General features: G+C 43.4%; 11 protein-coding genes. 5 read left to right on the forward strand and 6 right to left on the reverse strand.

Going from position 1 to position 21,095, the window contains the following annotated elements; genetic code table 11:
• Positions 1–849: 849 nt before the first annotated feature.
• The 3 genes from DPF93_RS06420 to DPF93_RS06430 form a co-directional block, all read right to left on the reverse strand.
• Positions 850–1,842: an AraC family transcriptional regulator gene (locus DPF93_RS06420; protein ID WP_114765385.1), complete on the reverse strand. Its 993-nt coding sequence runs from the start codon at positions 1,840–1,842 to the stop codon at positions 850–852.
• A gap of 59 nt (positions 1,843–1,901) precedes the next feature.
• A complete protein-coding gene (locus DPF93_RS06425) occupies positions 1,902–2,684 on the reverse strand; it encodes an SDR family NAD(P)-dependent oxidoreductase (protein WP_114765386.1) in 783 nt (260 codons plus the stop codon).
• Positions 2,685–3,328: 644 nt separating this feature from the next.
• On the reverse strand, positions 3,329–3,802 hold the full coding sequence (locus DPF93_RS06430) for an Lrp/AsnC family transcriptional regulator (RefSeq protein WP_114765387.1): 474 nt from the start codon (positions 3,800–3,802) through the stop codon (positions 3,329–3,331).
• Positions 3,803–4,101: 299 nt separating this feature from the next.
• On the opposite strand from DPF93_RS06430, the gene DPF93_RS06435 reads away from it, so the two are divergent.
• The 5 genes from DPF93_RS06435 to DPF93_RS06455 all read left to right on the forward strand — a co-directional run bounded on the left by DPF93_RS06435 (position 4,102) and on the right by DPF93_RS06455 (position 13,852).
• On the forward strand, positions 4,102–5,403 hold the full coding sequence (locus tag DPF93_RS06435; RefSeq protein WP_114765388.1) for an L-cysteine desulfidase family protein: 1,302 nt from the start codon (positions 4,102–4,104) through the stop codon (positions 5,401–5,403).
• Between the two features lie 755 nt (positions 5,404–6,158).
• Positions 6,159–7,418 carry an SLC5/6 family protein gene (locus DPF93_RS06440; RefSeq protein WP_114765424.1) on the forward strand — a complete coding sequence of 420 codons (1,260 nt, stop codon included), beginning with the start codon at positions 6,159–6,161 and terminating at the stop codon, positions 7,416–7,418.
• A gap of 144 nt (positions 7,419–7,562) precedes the next feature.
• On the forward strand, positions 7,563–8,030 hold the full coding sequence (locus DPF93_RS06445) for a GNAT family N-acetyltransferase (RefSeq protein ID WP_244204688.1): 468 nt from the start codon (positions 7,563–7,565) through the stop codon (positions 8,028–8,030).
• A 26-nt stretch (positions 8,031–8,056) separates the two neighbouring features.
• On the forward strand, positions 8,057–8,665 hold the full coding sequence (locus DPF93_RS06450) for an HD domain-containing protein (RefSeq protein WP_114765426.1): 609 nt from the start codon (positions 8,057–8,059) through the stop codon (positions 8,663–8,665).
• Positions 8,666–9,037: 372 nt separating this feature from the next.
• Positions 9,038–13,852 carry an SslE/AcfD family lipoprotein zinc metalloprotease gene (locus tag DPF93_RS06455; RefSeq protein ID WP_114765389.1) on the forward strand — a complete coding sequence of 1,605 codons (4,815 nt, stop codon included), beginning with the start codon at positions 9,038–9,040 and terminating at the stop codon, positions 13,850–13,852.
• 140 nt (positions 13,853–13,992) lie between these two features.
• On the opposite strand, the gene DPF93_RS06460 is transcribed toward DPF93_RS06455, so the two are convergent.
• Genes DPF93_RS06460 through DPF93_RS06470 form a run of 3 tightly spaced genes read right to left on the reverse strand, consistent with a single transcriptional unit; the run spans position 13,993 to position 20,804 of the window.
• Positions 13,993–15,618 (reverse strand): response regulator, encoded by a 1,626-nt coding sequence (locus DPF93_RS06460; RefSeq protein WP_114765390.1) that lies wholly within the window; start codon positions 15,616–15,618, stop codon positions 13,993–13,995.
• Positions 15,619–17,358 (reverse strand): EAL domain-containing protein, encoded by a 1,740-nt coding sequence (locus tag DPF93_RS06465; RefSeq protein ID WP_114765391.1) that lies wholly within the window; start codon positions 17,356–17,358, stop codon positions 15,619–15,621. It abuts the gene before it with no gap.
• A 2-nt stretch (positions 17,359–17,360) separates the two neighbouring features.
• On the reverse strand, positions 17,361–20,804 hold the full coding sequence (locus tag DPF93_RS06470; protein ID WP_114765392.1) for a hybrid sensor histidine kinase/response regulator: 3,444 nt from the start codon (positions 20,802–20,804) through the stop codon (positions 17,361–17,363).
• Positions 20,805–21,095 lie beyond the last annotated feature (291 nt).

Genomic DNA, 21,095 nt, shown 5'->3' on the forward strand with positions numbered 1-21,095 from the left:
AAGAAGACTACTATCGATACAGAATGGTAAAAATCACTGCAATTCAACAAGATAAACTGATATCGAGACTTGTTGCGTTTAGAAGTTTCTTCCTATCTTTCCGACCGAGGTTAACCCCATAATCTTGTCGGCGCCGTCGTGCTAATTGCCCCATCAACTCGTCGTCGACACCGGAGAATTCTTACGAATTATCAATTTATGTGATTTCGCTGGTAGATTATGGAGTAATTCGAGGGAGGGCTACTATGTTGATTACAGGGCTGAAGCTTTGCTCATTATCGATCGGCCCCAAGTTTAAATCTGGGTGGGGGGAGCCTCCAATTTGAGTCACTAAGTATGAATAATGAACAAACTGAACTTTTCGACTTCACTTGTCATACTTCGGAAATGCAAATAGTCAGAGTGCTGTATGCATCGTAGCTCGAAAGTGCCCCAAACTTTGTTAGATCTCATTTCTGTTCAATTGTCTCAGCCTTAAATTGACCTTATTCCACTAATGCAACAACATGCAATAATCTGCACCTATGGAGGAGTGAAAGGATGGGCAATAATTCAAAATCAATAGTTCTAAAGTTGTCACAGCAAATGGGACTTACTGTACTGGAGTTAGAAGACTGTTCACGTTGGTCTATGATCGATATTCCAATGCATAACGTTGTCGGCAGCACAGCTCTCATCTCAAAAGATGGAAGGCAGTACCATGTTCAATTCGACAGCTCTCGCACAAAGTATGCAGTGGATGAGATGTAAGATTCATATTTAGTTTTTATCCAGAGGCGCTTCCGAACGAAAAATGCCCCAAAGCTTGCCAGAGGTATGTAAACAACAATTACCTAATCTAATCACATTCTAGGTACGAACTTGTCCTGGTGAAATTCCAGTCCATGCACTGTACGCCCGAATAAACGAGTTTGACTCTTGATAGCCTAACAAGAAAGATACCTCAATCAGTGGTAGCTCGGTTTCATTCAAATAATGTTCGGCTAATTGCAGGCGTACTTGCTGTAGGAGGGCTTGATAACTAACCCCTTCACTAGTTAGCTTTCTTTGTAAGGTGCGCTTACTGACGGCCATATGAGACGCAACAGACTCAATAGAGCTTTCACCTTGAGGAAGTAGATCTAACAAAATTCTAGAAACCGCATCAGAAGTCGTACCACGATGGGTCACTGCCTCTAACCTCTGTTTTAACTCACCATCAAAAACAGACAGCATCATCTGATTATCGGTCAGGAATGGCATCCGAGCGTCTTCAGCACGAAACGCAATGCTTGTTTTGGAACCTTGGCGAATGGAACAGCCAAAGTAAGCTTGATAGGCACTCAGGTTATTTGGCAGTTCTGGCAATATAACCTCAACGGGTTGTACGTTTGACCGAGTAGCAAGTCTTGTCAATTGAGTGAAAAATACTAGCTCCGTAAGGTTAAGCATACTTGGCAGTTTGCCGTCATAGCCGTAACAGCTGATATCAATACGAGTATGTTGCTCAGTTTGTTCGATAGTGAGCAACATTGGCCCGATTAGAGGTTTATATTCCTGAAGCCGTTTGACTGCTGCATTAAGGTTCGCGCTGCATATTGCGGCGAATATTGGAGCATCAAACGACTCAAAACTCATAACTTGCGCAAACTTTAGCGCGATATCAATGCCTTTCATCTGAGCGGCAGCTTCTATACCATGCCATAGCTGGAAGTATTGAGACGGGGTTAGTTGCACCTTATTTTGCTCAAACAACCTTTGCGGAAGTTCGGCAAAACCTAATATGTGTTGAAGCTCTATTCCCAAGTCTTTAAATAGCACTTTCCAGTTTGGAGGTATAACAAACTTACTCGCTCTTTTCATCGCAACATTTTAACCTATTGACACTACAGATTCCGACTATATCAAATTAGCCAGCTACTTTACTTAGTGCTCTTTTCCATTGTTTGGCGTGATATTTTTAACACGAGCTTGCGCGGCAAAAACGGGATAATCCAGTTCAGCATGAACTTTAATGAAGGCTCATTAAACGCCACTAGCTCACCTTTTTCCATAGCGTTATAGCCGCACTCTGCAACAGAGCTTGGTGTTTTTGCATTTTTCCACGCATCAACTCCTTCTAAATTTCCCGCTTCTACAAACCCAGTCGCCACAGTACCAGGGCATAGTGCCGTCACGGTTACACCGTTATCTTTAACTTCTTCTGCTACCGCCTGACTAAATGAGGTGACATACGATTTCGTTGCGTAATACACCGCCTGTAATGGACCTGGCATAAATGACGCAGTTGATGACACATTAAGGATTTTGCCTTGTTTACGTTCAACCATGCCCTTTAGATAAAGGTGCGTAAGATTAGTCAATGTAACCATGTTCAATTGCATCATCGCTTGTTCATCGACCAAAGAACGCTCATGGAATTTGCCATGGCCACCAAAACCTGCGTTGTTAATTAGCGTATCGACTTGTAGAGAACGCGCTTCAGTTTGTTCAAACAGCGCTTGAGCTGAGTTAGGTTGAGAGAGATCTAAAGCAATGACTGTAACCTGAACACCATACTGATTTTCTAGTTCTGCTTTAAGATCATTGAGTTTTGACTCAGAGCGAGCCACAAGTATCAGGTTACCACCTTTGCTTGCGTGAATTTTTGCCAGTTCCAGGCCGATACCGCTTGATGCGCCAGTAATTAATGCAGTATTTGTCATGCTGAGTGCCTCTTTTCGTATGCCATGATTTGCTTTGTGTCGTAAGCTGATGGATACATTATAGACTCTCAAATCGCGCCACTAGACATCCAATGACGACAGTATTCAATCAGATCGTGCCAATCATTCAGTATTGAATCGAAGCCTTCATCTTTTGTTTCTCTATCTCATTTTCTACTGGGAATGTAGCGGATAAGTGAATTTGGCTACATTCATGTCTGCTGAGTATATAGTGGTAATAGCTGAGGTAATCCAAAGAATCAAAGTATGTTTTTGTTCGTGACTCACTTTTGTCCACAAATGAGTTACATCGGTCAGTAAAATAACACGTTTAGCCCTGTGCTAACATGTTGTAAATTTACGACGTTGATATTTTCGAGTTGCTGATTTTTGAAGTGTTTTGATGCAATTTTATGCGAACTTATATTGCAATGTGCTGTGTAACTAACTGAAGTATGGACTAGGTTATGCGGACTTATGGTGCAAACATCACAATTTAGAAAAGCCGCTTATCATAAGCGGCTTTTTGCTATCTGCACGTTATACCCAGCATAGACGCTACGTGGCGATAAGGCTAGAGTCGGGGGAAGCAAACTCCAGCCAATTGCGCTGCGATTTCATCGCATTGATTAAATTAAGTGCACTTACTTGAGCGGTAGTACCGTCGTAAACTTGAGCGATTCCATCGCAAAAGTCGACGTAACATTGGTAAGCCCTTGCACTTGGTTTACCAACTGTTTGTAGAAGCGGTCAAAAGCTGCCATGTCTTCAACTTGTACCCGCATCATATAGTCATACTCACCCGCCATACGGTAGAAGTCCATCACTTCTGGCATATCAAATACCGCCAGAACAAACTTCTCATACCATGCATGCGAATGATCACAAGTCTTTACCTGTACGAAAGCAGTAAAGTTGACGCCAATTTTTTCTGGGTCCAGCAGCGCAACACGCTTGGTAATCACCCCTTCTTCTTCTAAACGCTTCAATCGTTTCCAACAAGGGGTTGTGGTTAGGTTGACGGCTTTTGCCAATTCATTGAGTGGCATGGTTGCGTCTTCTTGCAGCGCAGCGAGTAAGAGGCGATCAACCTTATCTAGTTTTACTTGTTCTCCCACCGTTTCCTCACATTATTTACAGGGTAGTGATTAGGAATATTTACTATCAAATAACAAAAATAAAAAATTATACGTGATGGCGATCACGTTATTTTATTTGTTCTAATCCCTTTTATCGTAAGGGATTGTCTTTACTTATTGTCCTTATTTTATCTCTTTGTTGGTAGCAAAATTTTCTCTATTAAGTAAAAAATGTAGAAAAATAGGGAAAAAATTTCTTCAAGTATTGTTTTAGAATAGAACCAAATCAAGGTCCCTCTGACCTCTAGCTATAACTATTATTTGAAGCGAGCCAATACATGAAACAACACCTATGGCCATTATTTATTGAAGTGATTAATCGTGAAGTCGTTCCTGCTCTGGGCTGCACTGAACCAGTTTCTGTGGCGCTTGCTACCGCGATTGCGATTGATCGCCTAGGCATTAAAGATCAAGCGTCGAGCGTTAACATTGAAGCCAGTGTGTCACCTAACTTAATGAAGAATGGTATGGGTGTCGGCATTCCAGGAACTGGCAGCGTGGGTCTACCAATGGCAGCAGCAATCGGTGCGGTTGCTGGAGATCACACCGCGAATTTAGAAGTACTTAAAAATGTTACAGCAGAGGACGTGGCAAAAGCGCGCCTGATGCTCGAGAACGGTCAAGTAGTAGTGGGTGTTGCTGATGTCGCCAATATTCTTTACGCCAAAGTTACCGTCTTTGCTGGTGAACGCAGCGTTGCAGTGACGATTGCTGATGGTCACACCAATATTGTTGCCATTGAAGAAGATGGTATGATGGTATTTAAAGCTGATGCGCCAAAAGTGCAGCAGCAAGAGCCAACTAGTGCTAACCCGTTTGCTGACGCAACAGCTCAAGACGTGTTTGATTTTGCGATGAATGCAAACCTTGAAGATATTCGCTTTATCGAGCAAGCAAGAATTCTTAACACTGAGCTTTCTGAAGAAGGTCTACGCGGCAATTACGGCTTAGAAATTGGTGCAACATTCCGTAAGAACGAACAGCGCGGTTTGCTGTCTGGTGGCTTATTGACAGAAGTTCTAGTTCGTACCTCTGCTGCTTCTGATGCACGTATGGATGGCGCAATGAAACCAGCAATGAGTAACTCTGGTTCAGGTAACCAAGGCATTGCGGCAACGATGCCAGTAGTTGCAACAGCAGAGTTTTTACAAGCGAGTGAAGAGCAAACTATTCGTGCACTTATGCTATCGCATCTTATGGCGATTTACGTTAAGAGCTATCAGAACAAGCTATCGGCACTTTGTGGTGCAACGACGGCATCAATGGGTAGTGCTGCGGGGATCACTTACTTGCTTGGTGGTAACTTTGACCAAGTTAGCGCTTCAATTTGTAGCATGATTGGTGATGTGGCTGGGATGATCTGTGATGGTGCGAAAACATCATGCGCGATGAAAGTGTCTTCATCAGCTAGTGCAGCTGTAAAAGCAGCATTGATGGCGATTGACGGTATTCGCGTTACCGGTAATGAAGGTATTGTTGCCAATGACGTTGATAGCTCGATCATCAACCTATCAGCTTTGGCTAATGGTTCAATGACACAAACTGACGTGCAAATCCTCGATATTATGATGCAAAAATAATCGAGTAGATTGTTCCTCTCAAACCGAGTGGTTGGGTGACTGCCTAGCTACTCGGTTTTTCTTTATCTAGCCCTCGTCCTTTCTTGTTTCGCTTCCAAATCGCAATTCTCACTAACTTTGGACTTTCTTTGGTAATATTCCTCAGTTAAGTTTAATAAATCTCATCCATTCAAGTTTTACTTTGTCTAAGGCTTATTTAGATAAAAATTACTCTATAGATTCTCAATATTGTTGATTTTGCTAGCAATCGATTAAATGAAAATTATCCTGTAATTTGTAGTTTTATTCTTGTTTTTGTGTTTGATGGCAGGGTTTTGTGTCAATTGTGTTTCTATTGCGAATAAATTTAACTTTTCACTAGTTTGCTGACGAGTTTATGTTTGAAAGTGTGAACAATCTCTCGCTGCTAACGCATTGTTTCTAGCACATAAAATTTAAGAGAAAGTGAGTTCGCTCAAGCTTTTATGGGGAGATATTTTTATGCATATTGATCTATATCAGGACGAAGAAATCATCATACAAAATGTAAGGTTACATAGTATATTTTCCTACTTTGGTAGCTCTTGACGACATTTTTAGTAAACAATTTCTACGAAAGCTCGCGTATGCTCCTAATCAAATCCTGTCTTACATAGCAATATGTTGTTGGATACTAATAAAAAAACCAATGAAAATGGAATCAAATTATGAGTGAAACAATGCAAGCTGTCCCTACCAGCGAAAAAGACACCAGACTGCCGCATGAACGCGCCAACATGACCAAACAAGAGTGGCAAAAAGCCATCAAGTTCGACAGTGTTGACGTTGGTTGGGTCGTAATGAGTATCGGTATGGCAATTGGTGCTGGTATCGTATTTTTGCCAGTGCAAGTTGGCGTAATGGGGCTATGGGTATTCCTCCTTTCTTCGGTTATTGGCTACCCTGCCATGTACCTATTTCAAAAACTGTTTATCAATACCTTAGCTGAATCAAAAAAATGTACCGACTACCCGGGTGTAATTGAAGGCTACCTTGGTAAAAACTGGGGTGTGGCGCTGGGTGTGCTTTACTTCTTAATGCTGGTCATTTGGGTATTGGTGTACTCATTGGCAGTAACTAACGATAGTGCTTCTTACCTGCACTCATTTGGTGTAACGGAAGGTTACCTAAACGAGAACGTTTTCTATGGTCTAGCGCTTATCTGTGTGTTGGCGTTTATTGGCTCTAAAGGTGAGAAACTACTGTTCAAACTGTCTGGTTTTATGGCGGTGACCGTGCTTTCTCTAGTAGCGGTAATGGGTATTCTTCTAATCGCTCGTTGGGATATGGCAAACATTCCTGCGATTGGCGATTTTGGCCCAATGCTTAAGAACGCAATCATTACTCTACCATTTACGTTAACTTCTATCCTGTTTATTCAGTCACTTAGCCCAATGGTGATCTCTTACCGTTCACACGAGAAATCAATCGAAGTCGCGCGTTACAAAGCAGAACGTGCAATGAAAATCGCGTTCTCTATTCTGTTTGTCATCGTGTTCTTCTTCGCAGTGTCATTTACTTTTGCGATTAGCCAAGAGCAAGCAACAGAAGCGATGAACAAGAACATTTCAGCACTTGCTATCATTGCACACTACTTCCCAGGTAGCTGGGCGACAGTAGCGGGTATCGTTATCAATATTTTCGCTGTAGTAACATCATTCTTCGGGGTATTCCTTGCGTTCCAAGAAGCATGTCGTGGTCTAGCAATGAACATCTTGCTACGTACTCGTGATGAATCACAAATCAACAAAGAGCTAGTAAACAAGCTAGTGACAGTGTTCATTATCCTACTTGCTTGGTCTGCAATTGCATTGAATGCTCCGATTCTATCGTTCACGTCAATCTGTAGCCCAATCTTCGGTATGGTTGGCTGTTTGATCCCTGCTTACTTAGTACACAAAGTACCGCAGCTACACAAATACAAAGGTGCAGCAACTAACCTGATTATCGTAACAGGTATCCTACTTTGCATTTCACCGCTGCTAGCGTTTATGTAATTAGGCAATATTAACAGTAGTATGCGAAGCGGCTCTTAGAGCCGCTTTTTTTGTATTGAATCTCTTCGGAATCCTATCTGGAGCTGATACAGTCTTAGACATGATACAGAGTGCTTGGCACTCGAATTAAGACTGAGCGAAATAATGTCGATCGAATATTTTGAATGCCCGCCAGAATTGGTGCCGATGGCGCTGTTATTAGAAGCTGATCCTAGTGAAGAGAGCATTCGCTCCTATTTAGCTGGCAGCTGGTGTTTTGTTGCCAAGGAAAAAGAAGTGGTGCTCGCAGTATGTGTTGTTAAGCCGATACAAACGGGCATTGTCGAAATCTTTAATGTTGCGGTACTTCCTGAGCGTCAGCAGCAGGGTATCGGATCTGTTTTGTTGCGCTACACGTTGGAACAACTCAGGCACAAAGGGGTGAAGAGGGTGGAGCTCGGCACCGGAAGCTTTGGCTATCAGCTAACTTACTATCAACGACTTGGATTTCGAGTGGATACGATAGTGAAAGATCACTTCTTGATTCATTACTCGGATCCCATTTTTGAGCATGGTATTCAACATAAAGATATGTTGCGCTTAGCGCTGAATTTAGAGGGAGAAGAGGGTTGAACGATCAGCAATTAGCACAATTTGAAATGCAATTTCTAGCCTTTGCCCAAGCGAGCATGACTCAAGATAAGGCTCATGATGTTGCGCATATCCAACGCGTGGTCAAAGCGGCTAAGCAATTGTGCCAAGCCGAAGAGGCATGTTTAGCCGTGGTTCTTCCTGCTGCTTATTTACACGATTGCGTTACGGTTGCCAAGAATCATCCAGACCGATCCAAAAGCTCGCTGCTATCAGCAGACAGAGCGCTACAACTGCTGCAAGAGGTGAAGTATCCGAGCGAATATTTTGATGCTATTCACCATGCGATTGTTGCGCATAGTTTTAGCGCCAATGTCGAGCCAACCACACTAGAAGCAGAGATTGTGCGTGATGCAGATAGGTTAGATGCACTTGGCGCTATCGGAATTGCCCGCTGTATTCAAGTTAGCTGCAGCTTAAACGTCGCGCTGTATGCCAGCGACGATCCATTTTGCACTCAACGCGAACCCGATGATCGTATTGCAACGGTGGATCATTTTTACACTAAGTTGTTCAAGCTTAAAGAAGATATGCGATCGGCAGCGGCCCGTGAAGAAGCGGCAAGGCGGACTGAGTTTATGCAAGCTTACCTAAAGCAATTGTCAAAAGAAATCTGACGCAAGGTTACCTATCTAATCCTACATATTAATTTTGTTGCTCTATTTGTTTAATGTCTGAATTGCATACTAATTGTGCTTTATTCTTGTCCGAAATGAGAGTTTGCTGCCACAGCATGTTAAAAAGCACTGATTGTAAGAAAGTTCTTACACCTTCATCTGTTGATAACCTTATGATTTAAGGTTAAAAACCTCAGAAACAACTTCTTGGTTTCAGATGTGATTTTCTAATTTTCATCTCTTTGGTCGTTTATTAAGTACAGCCTTTCTGACTTTGTTATTTATTACGCAATGGACAATCTCTTCCGTTTTAACAAAGTAAACCAAACAAAAAATTAAGTATATCTATCTGCTTTTACTAGCGAGAACAAAATGAATAGAAGCATTCTAGCGGTGCTAATAGGTGCCGTTCTTATGAATGGATGCAATGACGACAGTCTGACTTTGTCAGTATCGGACACGGATGGTCCGGGAACCGAACTGCCTGATACGGGTGGGCCAACCAATCCAGATATTCCTGAACCGCCACTACCACCAGAGCCACCAGAACCAGCTCCAATTGAGTATGAATTTTACTTAACCCAAGCGACTCGTGGAACGGCAATTATTGGCGCAAGCTGTGATGGGCAAGTGTCGGGAGAGCGAGGTAAGCTAGCTTTGGTTTATACTAGTGATGATATACCCGAGCGAATTTATTGTGATTTTGGTGGAGCTGAACTGGCGTCTTTTGACAAAGGTGAACATTACCTCAACGCACGCACTCGCTATGATACGACGATTTATCTTGACCTTGACAATTCAAGTTTAATATCCGAAACAAACATCGATGCGTTGAACAATGTGAAAAGCTTGCTTGTAGCGCTTGATAACGATGGTGAAACTGCTTCGGGTGTTGATTTAACTCGCGGTGAAGATTACGCCGAAACGATGATGGTTCAAGATCTGTATCAGTTACATCGCGGTGCGGCCTTGAGCGTCTCTGAAGAAGAGTTCAAAACCAACAACATTGATATTTTAAAAGATCAAGGCGAAGCTGATAAGCAGCCAGGTCATGGCACCGATATTGAGCCAGAGTTTACGGAAGGCAGCACCAATATTGGCGGCAGCGGTATGGTTTCTGCTAATGCTGAAAGTATTTACCAATATGTGCCAGAAAAGAAAATCAATGAAAGCTCAAATTTAGTTTTTTCTGGTGAGCCTGTCCAAGGGATCAGCTACTACGGACCAAGCTTTCGTGGTGTAACCGATGGTAACGGCACATTTAACTACAACTGGGGTGAAACGGTTACCTTTAGCGTGGGTGCGCTTACACTTGGCTCAGTTACCGCAAAAGGCGTGGACATTGAGCTAAACCAGTTGTCGAGCGATAAAGTGATTGCCGCCAACATCGAAACATTTGTTGAGCAGTTTGATACCAGTAACACAACTCCTTGGCATATAGAAGAAAAAGTGCATCAGCGCTTCGCCCAAGAATCGAATAACATTGTTGAGAAAATTAACCTTAGCCTAGCCAATGGTGACAAACCGAAAAATGACTCGGGTCTCGATTGGGGGGCATTCCCAACGGTTTCCAATGAATTTCGAGCTCAGTTCCAAGAGGGTGGTAGTGCTGCTGATATACTTGCAGACCTAAATTTAGCACCTCTACCTGAAAAGTTTAGCTTTGACTTTTCATCATTTGTCATGCGGTCAGAGCTAACGCCTGCGCAAGAGCTAAAGGTGATGATGGGGCAAAACTCTGCGGATCATCCTCGACCTGTACGACAGTTTCATGTGTTTGCTAATCAGCATGATGGTTATCAAATGCCCGGACCTATGGCGGCGACATTCATCAATATCAGTAACTTTGGCACGCCAGTGGTGATGCCACGTAATGATATAAACTCGGCGATTCCACTTGGTGGTTTGGCGATTAAAGATAAGTTTGGTCGCTCTTTCCCTCAATTAGCACCATTATTTATCGGGGATTTGGCAAACGAATTAGCACCAACATACATCGATAAGGCAAATACTACTTACTGGAACCCGAAACCTGATCAGCGTGATGATACGTGGTATGAGAACAGTTACGCGGTGAATAAAGAGACGACCACGTTCGGTTTACCGTTTGTGATGACGGGAAAAATCGGTCAAGGTCGCCTATTGGTGCTGGGTAATACCTTGTATAACTCAATTTTGGTTAGCCCATATCACTACAGTGACGTTAACCATGAGTTGGTTAATGCGTCTGGTGTCTCTGATGGTCCGGATATGCATAACTTTATGGTCAATAGCTTTACTTGGTTAGCAGGTAAAGAGTCAATCAGTATTGCGACTAACCGCGACAAGGCTTACTTTGCACAAAAAGCTGGTACGCGCGAAGTGCCATTTGCGCTGGCGAATGAATACCAAAACTGGACCCTAGGCCAACAAGAGCCATCGACGCTTACATTGGGTAATCCGGATGTTTACATTCTGCAAGCTTATCCGCTTAGCGGCAATAACCCTGATCGCCCGCTTTACGAAGAGCCACTGATTTCGGATGAGGACGTCGATCATTTGATTGATTACGTCAAGGCTGGCGGTCATGTGGTGATTATGGAAACCTTGGGGAACAAAACACTTCCCGTTTTAGGTAGACTGCTTGATACGGCAGGGATCAGTGCCATTGGGCGCACCAACGAGGTTGGTCATTTAATTAAACTACCTGAAACTTTTAGGGTTAATCCGAATCCAGTTGATGGTTATCAACAAAACGCGCCTAACTCTTCACGTCCAGTATACGATGAAGATGTGTATCTCCTAGAGAGCATTATTTTTAGCTCAGAAGGTGGTGAAAAGCCAAGCGCGGATAATCCGCCTGAAAAAGGCTATTTCTGGGATGAGGTGAACAATACTTATTATTGGGGTAAGAAATCACACGAATCTAAAACTGTATTGCGCGGTCTTTTCCGACCGAACTCAGTGCGCAGTAACAAAACATTTAGAGACGAAGCAGCGAAAAATTGTGAGCGAGCGGATAACCTAAACACTTGTATCGATGCTTATCTCGCGGACAAAGTTGTGACTGAGCTTGCTGCGTGGAAAGCGGATCTCAAGCAATGGTATGGCGTAGCAGAATGTACTAACGATGCGTACGACTACGAACTCGATTGTATAGAAACACGCAGGGGTAATGGCATTCCAATGTCAATCACTCGTTATCCCGGAGCCAATGACATGGCGGCGCTGTTTAAGCGTTTGCAGATGAGTAGTGAGGTGTCAAATGGTATGATTGCTGCAGCGGATATGGGCTCCAACTTGGATGATCTTTACAAGCATGAGCTTTACTATCGCAGCGGCGGTTCGAAGGGCGTGCGACTTAGCAGTATTGATGTAGAGCGTATCTACGGTAACTTGTCGGCTTGGATGTGGAATGACTTCCAGTATCGTTTTGACGGCGGGAAAGATGACTTCGGTCACAAACGCGTAGTGGAATACTTGAATTGCTATTCGAATGATAACTATGGGAATCCAGTTACCAGTAATATGGATCAAGGGACTATTGTTGGTGAGATTTTTTGTCCGGTAAATATCAAAGCAGAAATGATTCAATACGGCTTTTTGGTCAGTCCAAATAGCAGTCATGAATACGTTCTTAACCCAAGCTACCCGCTCAATTATTTAGAGAAGCCGTTTACTCGTATGATGCTAGGACGTTCCTACTTTGATGCCAAACATAAACAGCGCAGCATTGGCGTTGATGTCCGTGAATACCCAGGGGTAGCCACATTTGGTCCGGCAGCTCCCGCGATGACGATCCATAAAGGCAGTCGTCAATCAACGGGTGTATGGGTAGGAGCTCGAGAGACAGCATCGGTGATGGGATTGGGTGCCAACGACACGGTTATGGTGGCGATGGTAGACAACCTAACGGGTCGTGTTAAGCATGAAATGGCGCTTAAGCGCCCACCTCGCGTGAGCGTAACCTTTAATGGTTTAGAGGCAGCAAAAGGTTTTGAAGTACCGTACGGTGGTCTAATTTACATCACGGTAAGTTCTGCAGAGAGCGTTGATGTGACGTTTTCTGGAGCTGTACAACTCGCACCACTATTTAAAATGACGTCAGCGACTAAAGGTGAGTGGGTCACGAGCCCGGATCAATCTGATGCCCCGTTAAGCGAAATTGTGGCGAATCGTTTTGTTTACACCACCACAACCGCTGGCGTAAAAGGGCACTCGACTGATGATATCTTGACTATGGCTAAGCAGTTAGACCTCTTTACCATTAGCGCTAATGAATTTTATGGTCGAGATGAAGTTGGTGAAGGTGCCACTCATGGTATGTTTACTGACAGTGAAATGCCGTATGTCAATATGCGTATGGTTGATGACGCGCAAATTTCAATTGGCGCGGCGCATTCCGGCTATCCTGTGATGGTTGATCGATTTCCTCGCTCTCAAGCGGGTCTGATTAATGCCTCAACTAATTGGCTGGTTGGTCATGAAATTGGTCACAACCTTGCCGCTAATTGGTTTAATGTTGAAGGGGCTGGAGAAACAGCAAACAACTTACTGGCGCTTTATAATCAAGATCGTAACTTAGGTGAAATGTCTCGCATTAAGACCACGATTACACAAGCTTCTACTTATGCACAAAGGAATGAGCATCCTTGGGCAAACGGCAGTAACGCTGATCGTCTAAACTTTTTTGCTCAGCTAAAAATTTGGGCTGAGAAAAACTTTAGAATTGAGGATTGGGAAAGTGCAGAGCGACTGGCGCAGCCACGCAGTATCTACAATAAAACGGCTAGTGGTGAATATGATCAAGGTTGGAACTTCATGAAGTTGGTTCATCGTATGGCGCGCGAGGGCAGAATAGTGAATGGTCAAACTAACTATTGTTCTTCCGCGATTAAAGCGGAGAAAGGGCTAACTCAAGAAGGCATGCTAATGGTATGTTCATCCTACCTCTCAGGAGTGGATCTGCAAGCCTTTTTCCACAAATGGAACATCGGTGAGACTAAACAGACCATTAATTTTGAAGATAAGTATTTTGGTGGTGTAGCCGCTGACGGTAAAGCCTCAGCACTGATGCAAGAGTTGCGAGATGCGCGTTTGATCCAGCATTCAAGTGGCTCGCCATTGAATATAAACTCTGCACCTGAAAAAGGTGATGTGTTGCAACCGCAGATACCTTATTGGGTTCCAAAATCCGTTGGATTATAAAAGCAAAAAGCCAGCTAAAATCATCATTAGCTGGCTTTTTTAGGCGCATAGTAAGTTAAAGTTTCTTGTTGCTGTCGTATGCCAGCAGCGCTATGGGTATTTATCTATTTCGAATACTATGTTTGCTTAGAATGAACAATCTAAATGTTGTCCCAGTTATCGACAATTGAATTGTAAAGCAGCTGATAATTGGCTTTTTCAAGCTCGTCAGCATCCATCAATTGTCGGATCACGGTATCACATTGCGTGACTACCCGTTTAAGCATATTAATATCCGCATCGCGAGGCAGACGCTTAGCAAGGAGCTTGATAATACTTAAGCAAACAGATTGTAAGAATGGGCAGCGATTGTTGATCTCGATGTAGATCTTAAGCAGCTCTGTCAACGTCATTTTGTTGGCTTGGATATATTTGTGTTTACTCTCTAGCCATTGCAGCTTTTCATTGTTGGTTTGCTGCAACTGGTTAAACATTGTTACTTGGCTGGCATAAACGTTTTCACTTTGCTTGCGTTGAATGATATCGCTGCATTTTGGAATAAGCTTGCTGAACTCAGTATCAAAGTTCATATGATTGAGTAGCCAAGCGAACTGATTAAATGGGTAAAAGTGCGCTAGTTCAAGTTGGCGGTGAACTTGGTTTAACTTGCTGATTGCGAGGCGATATTGCTGTTCTTCTAACGCAATATGCGCCAAGATCAGATCTAGCTCTACTTGTAGTTTTGCAGCCTCTTTCATACTCATTACTTGGCTATAGAGGCTTTTGGCTTCATTTAAACGGGAAACTTTTAGCTCTGGCACGCAGTTGTAACAGGAGAAGAGGATCACGCGAATTAAGTTAATCTTGGCAAAGATCGTATTGCGATAGGTCTCTTTGTTGATCTCCATGTAGATACGATAACGCTCTAACGCACTTTGATAATCACCTACTGACAAACACAAGTTACAAATAACCAGCTCTCGTTCTGAGTTTCCGCGCACTATTTTACTCGCGAGTTCAAAGTGACGAATCGCAGTTGGGATTTCGTTATTAATCAAACTTAGGTTCGCGGCCGCAGTGCGCAGGACGGTGCTGTTTGGTTTTGATGCCAGCAGTTTGTTGATCATCCCTTGCGCAGTCTTTTTTTCACCTAAATGCATGAGCGAGTTTGCGAGACCAATCGTCGCCCAGTCATAGTTTTTGCGCTCAAGAATGCTCTCATACAGCTGCTTTGATTCGTCGTGCAGTTGCAGGCGGTTTAGAAACTCACCTTTAAAACGAGCAATGGTGAACTGATACTCAGGATAAAATGGTAATAGCTCATCACACAGTTCGAGCCCTTCCTCAAACTGGTGCTGGGTTTGCATCTTGTATAACTGGTATAACGCATGTTTGCGGTTAATTGCTGAGGTGACCCTCTCTTTTAACGACATAACGTTAAATGGTTTGAGTAGGTAGTCGTCGGGTTTCAGTTCGACAATTGAGTGCACAACCGTTGCAGAGCTTTCTCCTGTGATAAGAATAAACACAGATTTCTCATGCAGTAAGCCAAGGTGTTTCATTTCTTCAAACACCTGCTTACCATTCATACCTCTGCCGAGGTTGTAGTCACATAAAATTAAGTCATAAGGCTCTTGTCGAGCATGCTGAATACTTGCTCTTGCAGTTGAGCAATAGTGGATCAATCGGTCATTAAAACCGATTTTGATGAGCATACTTTTTAGAGTAACGACGACTATCGAAGCGTCATCAACGATTAACACACGTAAATGCGAAAATGATTTCATTTATTTATTAAATTGCGCCAATTCTACAACAGACTTTATGTCTAACTTCTTAAAAATACGGTTCTTATAAGTGCTAACCGTTTTCTCGCTGATCTCCAAGGTTGCAGCAATTTTTTTATTGTTAAGTCCGTTTAAGAGCAAGTTAGCAACGTTGATTTCTTGGGTTGAAAGCAACTGATAGATCTTTTGAATGCTAGTTTTATCTCGATCCAACAAGGTTGACGCGATCGTTTTGATGTAGCGCGGATTTTTGTTGGCGATAAAGCAGTAGTAACTGTGGTTAGTCACTTCGGCTTCTAGTGGGTTGTTTCCTTCCAGTAAACAAACTGAACCAATAAAGTTGGTGGTGCTCAGTTGGTTTAATACCTCGTTGATGTCGGCATCGACAAAATCAATATCAATCACCAATAGACTGACTTTTTGAATTTCATCGTAATCAAGCAGTTGATTGACTGATTTGATGGTAGTAATCGAACCAAATAACCCATCTTTAGCCATGGTCTTGCTGATCGCATGTGCTGAAGAGACATTCGGGCTATATATTACCGCATCATGTTGGCTAGTAGCAGACTCGAGTGATTCAATCTCCATCGCTTGACCGAAGAATTCCCATAGAGCGGAAATTGGCAGCGGCTTACAGGCGTAAAAGCCTTGGTAGCAATCCACCCCAAGACCAATTAAGTATTGTAGCGTCGCCTCGTCTTCAATGCCTTCAACCACACAGTTTAAACCGAGAGAATTTGCCAGTTGAATACACATGCTGGTCAATTGCTGATTACGGTAGTTTGTCGTGACATTCTTAACAAAGCTGCGGTCGATTTTGAGCTCGGTAAACGGTAACAACGACAGTTGGCTTAACGATGCATGCCCAGTACCAAAATCATCGATAGATAAACAGATCCCGTGCATACGCAAACGCGCTAGGTTAGCAAGCGAGTTACGTGAGTAGGCATAGGCCTCATGTTCGGTGAGCTCAAGTACCAAGCGTGACGGCGCGAATTTATAGTGGCGGCACAGCTCCAACAAACCATCACACATATCTTGTTCGAAATTCGATTGACTGAGGTTGATCGAAAGACTGATGTTATGCCCAAGCAGCGCGACCGCAGAGATGGCTTTTTCGGCGACATGCCAAAACAGTTTATCGGAGAGATTGAGCTGGTGGATAGTCTCTAAAAAGCTGGCTGGTGTCAGCACGCCATAACGAGGATGAATACAACGAATCAGAGCTTCTACACCGACAATCTTGCGAGTTTGCGCATCAAATTGCGGTTGATAAAAGTTAGCAAACCAGTTTTGCTCAAAGGCTGTCAGCACTTCTTCTTCTGTTAGATGGATATGGCGTGCATCTTCGGTTGATTTTTCGCTACCGCTAGCAAAACGCTCAAATATCTGCTGTAGCGAGTTGATCGTGTGCGGCTTATGAATGGTATCGACAAACTTAAACCCAGCGGCAATACACATGTTAATTGTAAGCTCAATGACATCTTCTTTCATTGCGCTGTGAATCGCGATGCCCATATCAGTCGAAATAGCAGACAGTTTAGATAGAACTTGTACGCCGTCCATATCTGGAAGATTAATGTCACAGATGACGAAATCGATTTTATCCAACTCGCAGATTTCAAGGGCGCTTGCCGCATCACGCGCGATAGAGATCTGTTGGTAGCCTAAAGCAATCAGCGACAACTTAAGCTTAGTTGCTTGAATAATATCATCTTCAATTATCAGTATTTTCATGCTTATTGCCTTTCGTTTAGCCACTGTGTGATGGTGTTTTGGATAAGAATCAATTCAGAAATTATTGCGCGCTTGAGCACGGTTTGCTTATCTGCATCTTGAGTCTTTTCATATTGCTTAGCCAATGAAGTCAGCTTATTCATCCCCAATAGTGCCGCAGAGCCTTTGACGCGATGTACAATGGAGTGATCTTTTTCACTGTTTTGCTCAAGGTAACTGACTTCCTGAGCAAAAGACTGTACGACAACCGTTGCCATTTCCAGTTGCTCTTTTTCGGTGTGCTCATTTAACCACTCGGTATGTTCACTTGGCGCGACAGTCAATTGTTCTTCGGTTAAATACTGGTTGAGTATTTGGCGTAAGTCTTCTAATGCATATGGCTTATACAGTACATCATCCATACCACATTTTTGAGCTTTTTCTGCCACAACGCGAGAATCTTCGGCTGTACATCCAATAACTGGCAAAAGTTTATGCCTAGAGGATTGACCTTTTATTGTTTCAGTTAACTCGAATCCGTCCATATCTGGCATGTGACAATCGGTGATTAAAATCGCCACGTCATCACCATGCTGCTCTAAATAATCAAATGCCGCTTTGCCGTTATCGACGATAGAGTAATCCACGCCCAGCAAAGCCAGTTGTTTGTGCATCAACATTTGGTTAATGCGATCATCATCGGCGACTAACACTTTGCCTTTTGGGTTGATGATCATAGCTGAGGCTTCGAGCGCACTTGCTTCATTATTGTTGCAACACAATTCGAACAGTCTATCCGGGTAGAGGTTATCTTTGTGTTCAAGATCATCTGGCAGTGGAAGTACTTGCTTACCTTGCCACGCCGCCGCCCATTGCTGCGCTTTTGCGTTATCAATAGCAGTTTGGTTAATAACCTCAAAAGTTTGTGGGTGAGCAATCAACGGTATAGAAACGCTCACTTTTGTACCTTGGCTGAGTTCGCTATCTAGTTCAATGTGACCATTCATCAGTTCAACCAGATTCTTGGTGATGCTCATACCAAGTCCCGTACCGCCATAGCGACGCGAGATGCCTTTATTGGCTTGAACAAATGGTTTAAAGACACTTTCGAGCTGAGTTTTTGTCATGCCGCAACCCGTATCATTAATCGATAACTGAAGCGCAGACTCGGTGACCTCAAGCTCGACGTCAATACGACCTGACTCAGTAAATTTCAACGCATTAGACAGCAGGTTCGCCAAGATTTGGTTGACTCTCAGTGTATCAAACTCAGCTTCGACGATATTTGATGGCTGCCAATCTAAGTTGAACTTGAGTCCTTTTAACTGTGTTGCTGTTTCATAGCTACGCAAAGTAGGGCAGAGCTCTTCATAAATGTTATGACGTCTTGCATCAATCTGCAGTTGGCTGGCTTCTATCTTCGAGAAGTCCAAAATTTCGTTTACCTGAGTTTTTAGGCGCTGCGCGGATTGAATTGCATTTCTCAATAATTCAATGTCTTGCGGGTTTTGCAGGTTGAACTGCAATAGCTCCATTAAGCCAAGCATTGCGGCAATCGGTGTACGCAGCTCATGGCTCACGACGGCCAAAAACTCGTTTCTTGCTTCAACGGCTTTCATTGCTCGCAGATTTGATTTCTGCAGCAGTTCTTCTTTTTGCTTGTCTTCGCTGACATCGTCAATCACTGTCATGTAATGGGTTGAACCATGTTGCGGATGGACAATCTTCTGATGACGAATTTGGAAGTAGCGATTTGCCAGTGAACATCCACAATCTGAGAATTGGAAAATGGAGGCGTTTTGCTGGTTCATTGCCGCTTTAGTAAAGTGACACTCACTGATATTGTTGGTTTTTTGCTCGCACATACAGTCGTCGATTTCGCGATTATATGCCTGGTTTGTGAACACCACCTTGCCGTGTTTATCAGTAATCAAAATCATGCTTGGCATGCTATCGAGCAAGGTCGAGAGCCAACTGACCTCATTTTGGGACAATTGGTTGATCGTTTTACTGCGTTTTAAGTGCCCTGACAGAATGTAGAACAAGATAAAACCGCCAATGATAAACAGCACGGATACTGTAACAATACCAACAAGATAGGAGTTGACGATTGCCTTATCATAGCCGTAGTGAATTACGATTTTGTTGTGCAGGCTCTTTAGCTTTTCAATCTCTGTGGGGCTAACAATGGATACCACGCGTGACAGCATGTTGTGCAGCAGTTCTGAGTCGTGGCGCACCACCATGGTCAGTGGGGTCGCAAAATCCAGGTAGCGTGGTTTTTCCACTAGGCGGAAAAACTGTGAATTGGTGTGGTTCAGGTAATTATCAATGATGGTTTTATCGACCAGTGCATGAGTAATATCTCCCGAATTTAGTGCGTGCAGCAGCTCACCGGTGTTGGTAAATACACTTACTGGCTCGTAGACGCGAATACTGTCGATGTAGTTACCCAGTATATTGGTTGGATCGAGCACCCCAAGACTTCGCTCGGTATAGCTTTCACGGGTTTCGATCAGTCCATACTCGGTTGAGGTGTATGGCAGGGTCGCGAGTACAGTATTGTTGTCAACGTGATGAGCGTAGTGACCCGGCAGCAAATCGACCAGACCTCTTGCTAACATTTGCTCGACGTTACGACCATTTGCGGGAATGTACTCAAAGTTAAACAGCGTTTTCTTCTCCAGCAAATCGAGCAGATCATGTACGTAGCCCTGCACATGGTTGGTCTTCGGATCGAGGTAAGAGAGCGGATAGGCGTTTGACGCTATGGTATAGCGAATAGTTTTGCTCTTGGTTTGGTTTTGCAGTAACTGCCATTGCACCTGCTCATTGAGCAAATGAATATTTGATAGTTTGGATGCTTTTAGCCCGATTTGGTTATTCTCAATCGCCTGATTAAGTTGTCGTTTTAGCTCGACGCGATCTTTAGATAGCATCATGCCGATTTCAACTTTGCCGATGTTTTTATTGAGGATCACCTTGCCTTGAGAGTGGATCGGATCACTGACGTATTGTTCCACTTCCATGATCGTAGTGAGCGTTGCATCTGCTTCACCTTGTTTGATCAATTGCGAGAGAAAAGTAATGTTGTCTGAAGAGGTGATCTTCTCCGCGCCGAGATGACGGATCACATCACAATCAAGACCACCTTCAACACAAACCCAATCCCATTGAGAAAAGGGCAGATCGCTCAGTGCGTTATCACGTAACCAAATGATTTTTTTAAGTGATAGAACAGGCGCAGAAAAGGTGAAGCGCTTCTTGCGTGCTTTACTTTTCACAAAGCCAAAAGCAGCGTCTACTTCTTGGCGCTCAATCGCATCGTAGATGTCGTCAAAAGAGCGGTAGCCACGGTAGACCAGCTCAGTATTCATGCTTTCGGCAATATTGGTCAGCAGAGAGTGGTAAAGACCGGAAGGATTTGCCACGCCGCCCCAGTAAGGCGCCCACTTTTCGCTTGGCATCGCTATTACCAATTTGTCGTCGGAAAATTCTGATGAAAAACTGATGTTAGGCAATGAAAATGTGGAGAAAAATAACACAAAGGCGAATAGGAACTTGGGCACTGCTTGTTATGCTTAGACAATAATAGGGGCGGCGATTTTATCAGCATTCGGGGGACTGTCAAAAGAAAATGGAATGCATTTAAAACTTGTTACATTACAATGACTTGAAATGTAGGGGTAATCCTACAAACCTGAGTTGCCTTTGCTGATAAAATCATCAGAATTACATTGCCTCGATATCGGATTAAT

The sequence above is a fragment of the Vibrio rhodolitus genome, assembly GCF_003350325.1.
GTDB classification, from domain to species: Bacteria; Pseudomonadota; Gammaproteobacteria; order Enterobacterales; family Vibrionaceae; genus Vibrio; species Vibrio rhodolitus.